The 13,201-nt window shown below is 56.9% G+C and carries 10 protein-coding genes; 3 read left to right on the top strand and 7 right to left on the bottom strand.

Features of this window, described 5'->3' with window-relative positions; genetic code table 11:
- Positions 1–20: 20 nt before the first annotated feature.
- Complete coding sequence (locus WA367_RS06755) at positions 21–1,337, bottom strand: glutamine synthetase family protein (RefSeq protein WP_336056008.1); 1,317 nt, start codon at positions 1,335–1,337, stop codon at positions 21–23.
- 15 nt (positions 1,338–1,352) lie between these two features.
- Complete coding sequence (locus tag WA367_RS06760) at positions 1,353–2,231, bottom strand: MurR/RpiR family transcriptional regulator (RefSeq protein ID WP_336056009.1); 879 nt, start codon at positions 2,229–2,231, stop codon at positions 1,353–1,355.
- Positions 2,232–2,412: 181 nt separating this feature from the next.
- On the opposite strand from WA367_RS06760, the gene WA367_RS06765 reads away from it, so the two are divergent.
- Positions 2,413–3,555 (top strand): ABC transporter substrate-binding protein, encoded by a 1,143-nt coding sequence (locus WA367_RS06765; protein ID WP_336056010.1) that lies wholly within the window; start codon positions 2,413–2,415, stop codon positions 3,553–3,555.
- Between the two features lie 89 nt (positions 3,556–3,644).
- The gene (locus WA367_RS06770) at positions 3,645–4,283 is read left to right on the top strand and encodes an isochorismatase family cysteine hydrolase (RefSeq protein WP_336056011.1); all 639 of its coding nucleotides are present in this window, start codon (positions 3,645–3,647) and stop codon (positions 4,281–4,283) included.
- A 202-nt stretch (positions 4,284–4,485) separates the two neighbouring features.
- Here WA367_RS06770 and WA367_RS06775 read toward each other — a convergent pair whose 3' ends face one another.
- A complete protein-coding gene (locus WA367_RS06775; protein WP_336056012.1) occupies positions 4,486–5,904 on the bottom strand; it encodes an ATP-binding protein in 1,419 nt (472 codons plus the stop codon).
- Between the two features lie 672 nt (positions 5,905–6,576).
- On the opposite strand from WA367_RS06775, the gene WA367_RS06780 reads away from it, so the two are divergent.
- A complete protein-coding gene (locus tag WA367_RS06780; protein ID WP_336056013.1) occupies positions 6,577–6,945 on the top strand; it encodes a hypothetical protein in 369 nt (122 codons plus the stop codon).
- Positions 6,946–7,420: 475 nt separating this feature from the next.
- Here WA367_RS06780 and WA367_RS06785 read toward each other — a convergent pair whose 3' ends face one another.
- The 4 genes from WA367_RS06785 to WA367_RS06800 all read right to left on the bottom strand — a co-directional run bounded on the left by WA367_RS06785 (position 7,421) and on the right by WA367_RS06800 (position 13,165).
- Entirely contained in the window at positions 7,421–8,716 is a 1,296-nt protein-coding gene (locus tag WA367_RS06785; RefSeq protein WP_336056014.1) for a glycosyltransferase family 4 protein, read from the bottom strand.
- Positions 8,713–9,981, bottom strand: a complete 1,269-nt coding sequence (locus tag WA367_RS06790) for a glycosyltransferase family 4 protein (protein ID WP_336056015.1) — start codon at positions 9,979–9,981, stop codon at positions 8,713–8,715. Before WA367_RS06790 ends, WA367_RS06785 begins: the two co-directional genes overlap by 4 nt.
- Positions 9,982–9,983: 2 nt before the next feature.
- Positions 9,984–11,777, bottom strand: a complete 1,794-nt coding sequence (locus tag WA367_RS06795; RefSeq protein WP_336056016.1) for a hypothetical protein — start codon at positions 11,775–11,777, stop codon at positions 9,984–9,986.
- Positions 11,778–11,911: 134 nt separating this feature from the next.
- Positions 11,912–13,165, bottom strand: a complete 1,254-nt coding sequence (locus WA367_RS06800; protein ID WP_336056017.1) for a glycosyltransferase — start codon at positions 13,163–13,165, stop codon at positions 11,912–11,914.
- Positions 13,166–13,201: the final 36 nt, after the last annotated feature.

Consider the following 13,201-nt stretch of genomic DNA (forward strand, 5'->3'; position numbering starts at 1 on the left):
CTCTGGCTGCTGATCGGCGATCAATAGGCCTGTCTGTACCGTTCGCACTGTTCCTCAGGTGAGAGCTCACTCATCATCTGGTTTTCGAAGCGCTTGTGCGCGACATAAGCGCTGAGCATTTCAGCGCCCATGCTGGCCCGCATGACCTCGTTGCCCTCAAGCAGGTCCAGAGCCTCGTTGAGTGACCCCGGGAGCTTCCGCACCTTAAGTTTCGCAAGCTCCTCTTCCGGCAGATCCTGCGGCGGGCCGGGGCAGACGGCAGGGGCGGGCAGCTTGCTGTCCAGGCCATACAGTCCCGCAGCCACCAGCGCGCCAAGAACGAGATAGGGGCTCGCGGTCGCATCCGCTGCCCGGTACTCGAAGTGGAACTGCTTTTCCACTGCCGCGCCAGCGCCCGGAAAGATCGGGCAGATGCGCAAGCCAGCTTCGCGATCCCGTGCGCCCAGATTGTTGTAGGCCGCACTCCAGCGGTTTGGCGTGAGGCGCAGATAGGACACGGTTCCCGCTGCGGTGAGTGCGGTGAAGGCGGGCATCAGTGACAACACGCCCGCCAGGAAGGATGCGGCCGTGCCTGAAAGGCCATCCTTGTTGTCCGCATCGTAATTGACGGGGGAACCGTCTTTCGCATCCATCAGGCTGAAATGCATATGCACACCGTTTCCCACCGCATCCGGGCGTGAGATCGGTGTGAAGCAGGCGCGGGAGCCGAAATGCTGCGCAACCGCGCGTGCGATCTCACGCACGGCGATGGCCTGGTCGGCAGCTGTCACGCCTGTAGCGGGTCCAACCGTGACCTCATACTGCTTTGGTCCGAATTCGGGCATGAAGGTATCAAGCTCGAGCCCGGCCTCTTTCAGTGCAGCCAGATAGGTTTCAGCAAACTTTCCCTGCCTGCGAAACGCGTCCAGTGCATAGCTGCCATTGGGGCGCTCTTCGACGGATTCCAGCATGAACTCATGCTCGAACGCCGCCTTGATCTTCAGCCCATGGCGCTCCTCAAGCTGACCCAGCATGCGCTTCAAGAAGCTGCGCGGGCAGACATTCCATGCCGTGCCGTCCAGATTCTCGATATCAGCCATCATGTAGTGCATGGCCGCAGCGTCAGGCCCGAAATCCACCCGCACGCGCGTGTCCGGGTCTGGCTTCAGAACCGTGTCACCAAATGGCCCCCAAGGGGACGGAGCGATCGGACCATGGGCTGTGATCATGCTGTTGGTCGGGGTCCAGCCGATCCCTTTGACAAGGCGGCTTTCCAGATCGCTTGCCGGGAAGCCTTTGCCTCGAACCTGACCTGCCAGATCCGATGTGCAGATCATGATGATTTCTTCAGAATCCATAAGTTCCCCTATTGGTCATTGTTCTTCGCCACGGCTTGTCCCGTAGCCTTCGGTGAGCTGTGCTCGCGCCGTCTCCAGTGCTTCGATGCGCTTTTGGCCGTGCTCGTCAGCCATGCTGGCAACCGCACCCACCAGTCCTTCTGCAACACCCAACCCGACCGTCAGCACGTCGAAAATGGATGGTGCATCGACCTGGAAAGGCAGCACCACACTGGCTGATCGTGCAGCGGGAGATTGCCAGATATCGGTGAGGAGGATGACCGTTGCGCCGCGTTTCGCTGCCGCATGGGTGAAGGCTACAACGTCCTCCTGGTAGCGGCGCACGTCGAAGACGACGAGTATGCTACTGCGCCCCATGTCCAGAATATGCTGCGGCCAGCTTTGCGTCTGACCTGAGATGACCTGGACTCGACCGCGCACAGCAGTCAGCAGGTCGCCCATATAGTGCGCGATGTTGGAGGAGTACCGCCCGCCTAGAAGATGCACATCACGCTTGCGGTCAGACAGCAATTTGGCTGCGCGATTGAACTCCTCTTCGGGTAGCACCTCGGGAAGCGTCTGGAAGTGCCCCGCCATTCTGGCGCAGGTGCGCGCAAAGAAGGTGTCACTTGTCTGGCTGTCACGGGTCTGCCGCTCGCCGAGCCGCATCAGCGGTGATTGCAGCGTCTCCTCGATATGCGAGCGCAGCGCGTTCTGAAACTCGGAATAGACGGGGAAACCGAGGCGCTTCACGAGGCGCAGGACAGTGGCCGTGCTGACTTCGCTCTGCTTTGCGAATTCCGCGACCGTCGTAAGTCCCGCCATCGGATAGTTCGACATCAAGTGGCGCGCCGCACGCGCTTCACGCGTGCTCAGCTCGGGCAGTATCCTCCGCAGCTTTTCCAGCACACTCATCGACTGATGCCCCTCAGGCTTTCGTCCCTAATCGCGTGTATGAAATCAGACAAAATGTCCAAGATAAAGAAAAAATGTATCATTCGATTGACGCCTCCCATTTCCAGAGTCATGCTGTTTGTAGCACTGGGGCATGCCTCGTGCGCCAGAGGGTGAACACAAGAAGAAAACGGAGACTGTGATGTTACGATTGATCGCCGCATCGGTGGCTGTCGCCACGACACTCGGCGCTGCGCAAGCGCAGGAGAATATCAAGATTGGTGCGCTCTATAACGTGACGGGCGGCATGTCCTCACTTGATGGTCCGTCGCTGAAAGGCGCACAGCTGGCTGTAAAGCAGCTCAACGCGGATGGTGGCCTGCTTGGCAAGCAGATCGAGCTGATTGCGCCGGACGGCAAGACGGATCAGCAGGAAACCGCCAAGGCGGCGCAGCGCGTTCTGTCTGAAGGTGTCGTCGCTGGTATCGGCCAGTCGGACACGACATTTGTCATGGCGGGCGCACCTCTCTTCCAGGAAGAAGGCGTGCCATTCGTCACCTCGGGCGCAACGCACCCGGAGCTTCCGCAGTGGGTTGGTGACTACATGTTCATGACCCCATTCGGGGATGACGACCAGTCCTACGCTATTGCTGATTACGCCTATGAGGATCTCGGCGCGCGCAAGGTTGCCGTCTGGACCGACAACTCCATGGACTTCACCAAGGCACTGAGCAAGTTCTTCATCGAGCGCTTCGAGGAGAAGGGTGGCGAGATCATCGGTACCGATTCCTTCATGATGGGCGACACCGACTTCTCCGCACAGATTGCGCGTCTTGCTTCCATGGACCCTCAGCCGGATGCGGTGTTCATTTCCGCGATTCCGTCTGAAGCTGGTCTCTCCGTGAAGCAGATCCGTGAGCAGGGCATCACCATGCCGATCGTCTCCGGCGATGGTTTTGACACCGAACTGGTCGCGACCGTTCCCGGACCGGAGCTGGCCAACGATGTCTATTTCTCCACGCACACCTACCGTGCTGATGATCGGCCGGAAGTGACGAAGTTCATCGAAGACTACAAGGCCGAGTATGGCATCGAGCCTGAGAACGCCTTTGCGCCTCTTGGCTATGACGCGATCATGCTTGTCGCAGATGCAATTCGCCGTGCGGACTCCGCGGAGCCTGCTGCGATCAAGGATGCGCTGGCCGAAACCCGCGGGTTCAAGGGTGTCACGGGTGAAATCAGCTATACGCGTGAGACCATGGTGCCGCCGAAGCCTGTTTCCATCATCAGCGTTCAGGGCGGAAAATTCGAGGTCGAAGAGATCTGGAAGCCAGAAATGAACTGAGCCAAAGGTTCGAGAACACATGCAAGCAGGGCTTCGGCCCTGCTTCTTTTTGGTACTGGCCTTGAGGGCCGTTTGGGAGCAAGCAAGAAATGAATGACAGCAGCGGCGGCACATTGGCACGATATGAGGGGCGCGATCGCGATCTGGTGCCTGAGAAGACGGCCATCCTCGTCGTGGATGCACAGAACGCGGAGCTGGATCCAGCCATTCTGGAGGCTCACCCCGAGTTTGCCAGTGCCCTGAAAACCCGTGCTCTGCCTGCAATGAAAAAGCTCATCGAGGCGGGCCGATCGAAGGGTGTTGAGGTCCTCTACACGGTGATCGAGTCGCTCACCAAGGATGGTCGCGACCGTTCGCTGGATCACAAGCTTTCGAATATCCACGTGCCAAAGGGGTCGAAGCTCGCAGCGGTCATCGACGATGTCGCCCCGGTTGGTGACGAGATCGTCCTGCCCAAGACCTCGTCAGGCGTTTTCAACTCCACCAATATCGATTACGTCCTGCGTAATCTGGGCATTGAAAATGTCATTGTCGTTGGCTTCGTGACCGACCAGTGTGTGGATATGGCGATACGCGACGGTGCTGATCGCGGCTACTACATGGTCTGCGCCCAGGACGCTTGCGCCGCCTACACCGAGGATCGCCATGCGACAGGTCTGCGCGCATTTGGCGGCTACTGCCGTGTGCAGGATGTCGAAGACGTGATCGCATCCTTCAGCGGTGCTTGAGCACCTGTAGTAGCGCGGTTCCTGCTGGGACCGCGTGGGCCAGACTTTTCATCTCAGTCCACGCCATCTTCTGGAAGGAATGATTTGGCTGCGTAGAAAAGGGGTGACCGCTCCTCTCCTCCGGGACGAGAACCTGAAAACGTTCAGGCGGCAGCGCAACAGGCCCGGGGTTGGGCCTGTTGGTGCTCAGATTGAGTGGGCACTAGCCCAGCAGTTTGGTCAGGTCCGGGCGGATGCGATACACGTCCTTCCGCTTAACAAGCCAGCCGCGGCGATGAAGCTGAAGCGTCGCTGACCGAAAACGCGACATTCTTGTCAGATTTCGCAGCTCATGCAGCTTCAGACTGCCGCCACCAGTGGCTTGGAACGCCCGTATAACTCTCCGCTCCGCGGTTGGCAGCTGTCGGATCAGCCGATCAAGCTGATGCTGCAGGAGCAGAGTGCTTCGAGCCCCCGGCAACGAGGACGCTTCTGCGTCTGCGAACCGCAGTCTGTCAGTGCCGTCCTTCGCGATCATCCCCCGTTCTATCAACTGCGAGATCGTAGCATCGTGTGCGCGATCTCTGGGGGTTGCACCGCAGAGCAGCGCCAGAAGCTTGGCATTAAGGCCGCCGGGCGAGGCCTGTAGAAGTTGAAGAACGAGATCCTCATATCCGGCAGCGTCGGAGGTGGAAGCTTCCGCATAGAGATGGGGAGCGATAACGCAGGCCCTCGGTTGCGGTTCATCAGGCGCAGGAGGAAGTTTGTTGCTCCCATTTGCGAGGATATCTTCAACCACCCTGTCGATCGGTACAGGAGGGACTGAAAGCTTTTCCGTGACGTGGGTGTTGTCCAATCTGCCTGTCATAGGTACGAGGATCCGGGCCCTTGGGTGATAGCCGCCAAAGGCTGCGCCCTGGATCACGAACTCTCCCGCTTCCAGAGAGGCAAGGCACCCGAGTTCACGCGCCGACCTGCCGAGCTCTTTGGCAGCGCGCTCGATATCCTTGCTATCCGTGGATCGGCCGAAGAACTTGTTGCGAGTTTGGGACACTACTGCCTTCGCTACATCCGGCAGTCGCTGTGTTGCCATCAGCAGGCTGTAGCCTTTTTTCCGTCCTTCCTTTGCCATCCAGACTACAGAATCACGGGATGGCGATGTGCCACGCTCTGGAGCGAAACGATGGACCTCATCCAATACGATCAGCATCGGGTACTGGTCTGGCAACCGCATAAGGCCATTGAATACATCGCGCACCACGGCTGAGCCCTCGCCGTCGGAGAGTGTGCTGATATCAAAGATGACAGATGCGCGACCTTTGGCAATCGGCTCGAGTTGTCGAACTGCAGCCTTATAGGTCACTTCCGGATGCCCCTTTTCGCCGCCAACGATCAACATTCCATTGGGGCTGGCCTTCGATAGATCCAGGAACTCGCCTGCCACGTCGAACACAACGACGGGCAATGCAGAGGCGAGAGCCAGTTCGAGCACCTTACGTACGAGCACGCTCTTTCCGCCGCCACTTTGAGCAATGCATGTGCTGTGCTGCCCGATCAGCTGTCGGAAATCGACTTCAATTTTCTGGCCGTCCGGTGTGGTTGCGAGTGTCGTGTCCGGAACAATCTTTGCGTCTGCTTTCATTCACTTTGCCTTTCGCGCATGCGCGGTTCTCGCGCGTCCAAGTTGATTTTGTTCATCCGAAGAGTAGGTTGCAATCAAGGAAGAACAAAACCAATCCTAGCATAGATCAGGAAGATTTGCAAAAGAGGTTCAGAGGGGGCTTTCGCAAAAATGACTGAAATTACTTAGAAAAATACTATGAAGTCTATGAGAGAGAGGCGATTTGAGGCCATGGAAAAAACTTTATCTTACGTTATTCTTAGTGAGAGAATCGGCGCCAAAGAGCCGGATATGGAGGCGTTCCTTCGGCTAGACGCGCCGGGGGGCGTACGAACATCCTGCGTACGGAAAGAGCTGGAGCCAGTGGCGCTTACCTTTGCACTTGCACAGAAGACTCTGCTTCAGTGGACGGTCTCTCCAAGCGCTGCTGATTTGACATCATCATCGTAGTGAACGAGGACCCAGTTCACTCACGACTTGCCTTCGGTTGCGGTGGCGGTGTGCCGGCGTCTTCCATACGATGCGAGCAAAGTGAGGCAGGTTGCCTGCAATCTGAAAAAATTGAGATGTTCGGATTCTGCTTCTGAAGAACACGATTCAAGTGCCGGAGAACCGATTCTTAATCCCTAAAAGGCGTTACTCCTGCAAACAACGTTTGTGGATTGGGGGCCGGGCGGTCAAGCAGGGGAGGGGTTGATGGCCAAGAGTTATGAGCAGCGGCTGGAGGAGCAGCGGCTGCGGCAGAAGGCACTGCGCGAGCGCAAGCGGCGTGAGCGCTCTCCCCATCGGGATGACATCGCCCGGATGCTGCTGCACGTGATCGTCAGGGAGTCAGTGAAAGGCGGCTCTTACGAGAAATTGGACCGTGCCATGGCCATTGTGACGCGCGAACTGGTGGCTCAGGGCTTCGACAAGCGGAAGACGGAGCAGGTGATCGAAGAGATCATCGATCGGCATGAGCAGGGCTGGCAGCCGCGGCATCGCACGCATATTCTGCAAGAGAAGTGGAAGGCAGAAGAAGAAGAAGAAGGATCTCCGGACGGCGAGGATGATAAGGTCTAGCGTTGTCTCTTCTGGATTGGTGGTCGACTGCTGGCTGTAGAGCCGAGGGCCGCTGCAAACGACGTCACGTACTTCAGATCCTTCTCCCCCCGTTACTCCCTTAAACGTCGTTTGCAGTGGTAACGATTTTACAGAGGTTCTGATCGCAAACACTGTTTTCGACACGGCCACCCTTATGCAGCCGCTTCTGGAGCGGAGACTTCCACGAGGTCAGCATCCGTGAGCGGGCGCTGCAGGGCTTTGGCTTCAGCGGATCATTAGACGCATTCGCTCAGCGCGTGCGCCGAGCAGCTTCAGGCGCAGCATGGCCTGTTCCCCCGCCCCCAGCGGATTCTCCTTAGCGTTTCGCGCTACAGATTTCCTTCTTGTTGATCCCTCGACCATCGATGCTCCTAATCCGCGAAGGCGCATGCTCGACATGATCCACGCTACTATTTCGGAACTATTACGCTAGGAATAGGACGAGTCTATTTCTTCAATTTAATGACGAATGTCTGTGCAGGGCTTTATTCAACGTTTCAGCAAGCTTCTGCGCCAGCACACCATAAGAATAACTTGCTTCTACGTGTTGCCGAGCAGCCAAACCCATTTCTGCCCGTTCAGAAGGTGGAAGCGCGGAAATCGCGAGGATTGCATGAGCTAGCGCTTCGGGGTCGTCTGGCGCTACAGTCACTCCTCCTGCACACTCGTCGATCGGATTGTTTGCAGCCCTGCAACAGAAAATCACGGGACGGCGCGCCGCCATGAAGTCAAAGAGCTTACGAGGGCTTATTCCATATTTAAACATGGGCGCATCGATCAGGTTGAATATGAAAGCGTCTGCCTGTGCAGCGAGCGCTGGAATGGCCTGCTTCGGAACGGGGTCTTCGAAGCTTACTTTCGCCAGCCCAAGCTCTTCTGCCAGTCTGCGCAGTGCAGGTTTCTGAGGGCCGTTGCCGATTAGCCTCAACCAGATGTTTTCACCCTTGGGATGCGCTTCTACGAGCCTCATAGCGCGGATGACATTTTCTAAACCGTTCGCGCCGCCATGAGCACCAAAATACATTAGAGTAAATAAGCTGCCGTCGGATGCCGGCGCTCGGTCCTGCCATTCGCCTAAATCTACACCATTCGATATCCAGACGACCTTATCGCGCGGTATGCCTAAATCATGGATGTAGTCACCTGCGTTGGGCCAGCAAACAACAATCTTGGATGCAGCGCGATACAGATGCTTCTCCATCATTCGCATTGCAATCGCCGCAATGCTATTGGCGTTGATGCGCCCCATGTCAATGAGAGCTTGCGGCCATAGATCCCTCACTTCGAATACAAACGGCACGCGGTGTTTGCGTGCTAGTCGCAACGCTGCCCATGCTGCGAAAGGGTGTACGCTGGACCCAACAACGATGTCCGGTGGGTATAGCAAGGAGAGGTTGTTCGAAGGCCAAACGCGCCAAGTGAAGACGAGTATATTTCGGATGCGGTCTATTCCGTTGCCGTTGTAGGCTGGTGCCTTTAGCCACAAGAATGGGATCCCGTCGTGGCACTCGAGTCGTGTCTTTTCTCCGCGGCCAAGTCGTTGACGTCCGGTCAGGTGCTCCGTGCTGGCACCAATTATGGAAGCACTCCACCCGAACGATCGCAAATGTTTAGCCAGCGAGAAGTGCCGCGTTCCACCAGCGCCTCCCGGCTCTTCGGCATAGTGATTTATAATCCAGACGTGATTTGGCCGAACTCTACCCTCGGTGCGCTCCCCTGAAGGTTTGTCAAATAGTAGGGGCGTTGTCATTGCTGGGCATCCAGCAGGTTACTCCTGTCGGAGTTATGGGGTGTGCCTTTGCCACGCCCGATGATGTGGTCATACAAATGAAGGAGCTTATCTTCCTGCTCTTCCCAATTATAGATCAGTGCTGCGTGACGGGCATTCTCCCTATAGGTCTGACGCAGCTTCCTATTCTGCACCAAAGTTGAAATGGCGTCTGCCATTGCTCCTGTGTCACCCGGTGGAAAAGTGATGCCGAACGAACGAGCTTGCAAAATACGCCGGATCTCCGGCATGTCTGAGGCTACTACCGCAAGTCCGCCCATCATGTATTCAAAAAGCTTGTTGGAGTCGGTTGTGTAGTGATTGAGGCAGGTGTTTTCCAATGGCTGGACGCCTATGTCTGCTGACGCCGTGTAGCTCGCCAGATCCTCAAGGCCGACTGTGGGAATGAAGTGGACTCGCCCTTCAAGCCCAAGGGTACTCACTCGAGTGCGTAGAGCATCAGCGAGGCGGCCTCCTCCAATGAAAACGAAATACGCTTCCGGGCATATTGTAGCAGCGTCGATGAGCCGTTCCAGTCCGCGGCCCTGCTGCAGCCCCCCCTGGTAGAGCACGATTGGCCAAGGTAGTGCTAGCCCAAGATCGCTCCTTATCCGATCACTACGGAGGACTTCGGAGAAGCGAGGACGGTTCTGCAAGACAAGCGGCCGGGCGACGCCATAAGCGCGGGCAAAGAATTTGGCACGCATTTCTGTCGTCGTGATTGACCCCGCTGCTCGGGGCATTAAGTGCCGCTCGACGAAAGCGACTGCTCTACGAAAGCCGGCATAGCCTTCCCGGTCCGTACTTATTTCGTGAGCATCGTAGATGAGAGGGGCACGAGAGGAGATCGCCGCTAGCCAGGCCGTGGGAAGCGTATTTACGTCATGGCTATGTACGACATCGGGCCGCGAAGCGATAATCCGAGCCAGAAGGATTATATGCGTCCAGGATCTCGTAGCCAACCGCACAGCCTGACCTAACAGGCCCAGCTTTTTCGGAATAGGAACGGAATTCGCGGTGGACGACTCCCTTCCGGAGCGCTTCCGGCGCAGATGCCATAGTGGACTGCGGTTAACCCGAACGACTTTGACTCCGGAGCGCAACGTCTCTTTCCGGCTCGTCGAACCGGGGGTGTGGAGTGCGAAGACGGTGACGACATGTCCCGCTGCCTGCAGGGTTTCAGCTTCCTTCCGCACACGCGCATCGTTCTGGAAGTCGTTCCATACGATCATGGAAATGCGATTCACGCTCAGCTTCCCGTCATTGTAGTGTTCGATAATAGTTGCTCTGGCGCAGTCAGCCGTGCCCTAGCATCTTCAGCAGCAGCATCGAGGCAAGCCAGCATTTGTGGTAGCAGGCGTATAGCAGAAGCGTAGCGCTGTCCTGTGTAGGAGCGTTCAAATGCGAAGGCAATGGCGCCTATGCGCACCTGATCAGCGGAAACCGCTTGCATAGCGGGGCGCTGCTGCACCGCTTCCTGAAGCCAAGAATCAACCGATTGCAGTGTGGCACTATCTGTGGGTAAGCCCGCACCTATTGGCTCAAGCGACCAGCGCCCCCAATCCGAGCCAAGTATCCTCTCATCCTCTAGCGCGAAGAGCGTAGCCATACTGATAACATTGCTGTGCACGAAATGGGGAGTCTCCTCTAGGAGGGCTGTGATCGAATCGATTTCGTCGATAAACCTTTTTACTATGGTGCTGTTCTCCGGGGTTAGAGCAACACACAGCAGGCGTTTTCCAATTTCCGGCGACAGACGCTGATATAGAAGCTGGTGTGAACGTCGATACCGGTGGGCGAGTTCTGCTGGAGGTTCGACGGTCCAGCACGCCTGCAGAAATTGCGTCGACTTCTCCCCGAATTCCCGCGGTTGGATTGGCCTTGACGGCGGGTGCTTGAAAAGGTGGCAGTCCACGTCGCCAATCCGCTGCGTGCCAATCAGCGGGAGCGCTGGAAGCTGCGCGACCCCTGATGAAAGCAATGCGGCTTCTTGAGCAGCCAATACCCTCTTGCCGCTGCTGTATAGCTTTATCAGATAATCGTTCCTGTCCCCGTTCGGCGTTTGGACCTCCACTCGGAAGCTGGGTACATCTAGATGGGGGCTCTCAAACCAGTCCGTTATCGCGAGATGATTAGGCACTATGCCGGTGCTGTCGGCGATAACTGCTTTAAGCCAACTGCTGCGGCTTTCTGTTTTACAGAGATCCCATAGGTCACTGTTGGGTTGCGGCGCTTGTGCCACCAAAGCGTGACCATGAAAGAATAGCGCGCTTAACTTGTCTCGTTGCATATTCAAGGCGAGTGATTCTTTGACCGATGTCCCAACCAACTGCAGAATCTGGCGGGAGAGGATCAGACTTATAATGGCGGCGAGGATGTGTATCCCCCCCCCCAATAGGAAAGCACCAATGATGTATCCCACTACAATGAACATGCCCAAGGGAGCCGAGCTATTGATTAGGGACGGTGCGTTTTCCTCTACCCAGGTCCGGAAGCCTAGTCGGTATGTGCCAACTGCCGAAATTCCGGCAAGCACCAATACACACCATCCAACAAGTACGAGCGCTACATCTGGCTGAAAAACAAGTATCAGCGCTGTAGCGGCCAAAGCAAAAACGGCGTTCGCCATAGCACGCGCGACCTTGCGGATCGCGCCGCGGGCCATGTCTTCCTGGTTGACAAACAAGGTCAGCTTTCCTGCTTGTTTGAGAACTCGGCTAGCCGCGCGCTCGTTGCAGACAGCTATGCATCTTTCTGCCACGAGATGTGTGGCGTAGAACGCGACTGTCGCCATACCCAACCCGACGACCAGTGCTTGATGGCTAAACCCGCTGAGGAACAGTGGAAAGTAGTGCGGCACCCCTGGCGACCCCAAGAGCAGGATGATTTTGAGCGGAAGAAGCGACGCAAGCATGAGCGTGAGCTGCGAGATGAGCGTGGCGGTCACCATCAACAGCATTGAAACCGGTGAGTTGCGTCTGATCTTGTTCGAGATCGACAGCGCCCAGCGACCGTAGATTATGGTTTCACGATAAAGCCACATGCGTAGGTATCCTCGTCACCAAAGGCGTTCGAAAGAAGGCGGGATGTCGAAGGCAGCGCATACAGCCACAGGTCGAAGCTGCCAATCCGATTTGACATTTCCCGGCCGTGCCGAGGGATTGACAAATTGTCTCATTAATTGCGTTTTACGCTTGGCAGAGACAAAAGCTCCTTTGCGCGTGAATCCCATGTGTTCCGTGCCAAAAAAACTTCGATTACGTCCCTCCGCGTCTCTGTTGCACACGCGCGATCCAATGCCTCGCAGAAGGCGTCCACCGTCTCTACCGTCGTCGTGTAAGGGTAATTTTCGATCTGAGGCATGCGGAACGAGACGACGGGCAGACCGAACGCCAAGTATTCATAAATTTTGATTGGATCCACGGCATCGGCTAACTTCCCCATTCTGAAGGGGATAATCCCTGCACTCCAGCAGGCAGCATATGCATGCAGTTCTTCCCAAGGTACAGGCCCAAGCAGATGGACATTTTTGGGCAAAGCGAGATCTTGCGGTGCCGAGTGGCCGATTATTTCGAAGCGGTAGTCGGGGCGGTTACTGGCAATCTGTGCCAGTGCGTCCCAATCGAACCAGGCCGATGAGAGATGTCCAAAATAGCCGACACGGCGTGGCTGGCACTGTGGCTGCCGAAGGTAGCCGTCGGGCAGGAAGCCCGCTTCGACTGCATTCGGCATCAACTCCACACGCGCACTGGGTGCCAGGCTCCGCATTTTTTCCACCAGTGGCCTTGAAACGCAAAGGGTCACGTCCACCTCTGAAAGGATTTGGTGCTCCACCTTTGCGTCGAACCAACGTGCCATTCCGACTTTGGCGAACTCTTCCCAGTCATCGCGGCAATCGTAAACGGTTGTCCAGCCTTGCTGACGAAAGACGGCGACAAAGCGCTCAATGCCGGGGTAGGGGTAGGAGATAACGAACAGCTTGTTGCAGGTAGGCAGGTCTGTCGCCGCGATCTCGCTTAACAACTGGATCGTGATATCAACGGGGCTTTGCAGCAGATGATCGGTCGAAGGCACCGGGAGACCATCGGCAAAGCGGCTTCGGTGATAACTGAAGAACACGAAGGCGCCATGGGCCGTCAGCGCCTGCGCCTGGCGGATAGGTCTGTTGCCCCGCGTCCCTTGGATATAGGTCGTCCCAGAGAAGAGCAGAACCATTTTGCCTTCTCCGGCGGAACGAGCCCCATCGGCTAGCGCGCTCCAGCCATGGCGGATCGCTTCGAAGTCGGGCGACCCTGGGCCCGGTGGACGATCGACCTTGCGCCTGCTGCGAGCCAGCCGGAACAGGTCCAATGGGAGGCGCAGCAAGGCTCTGGGCGATTTTCCGGCGCCGACCAGCAACCGACCGAGCTGATAGCTGCCGCTCTGCAGCACTCTGCTATGCTCTCTTTTAAGGGCTGCCAGTTCTCT

Origin of the sequence: Nitratireductor sp. CH_MIT9313-5 (genome assembly GCF_037029545.1) — a bacterium.
Taxonomy (GTDB): domain Bacteria; phylum Pseudomonadota; class Alphaproteobacteria; order Rhizobiales; family Rhizobiaceae; genus Chelativorans.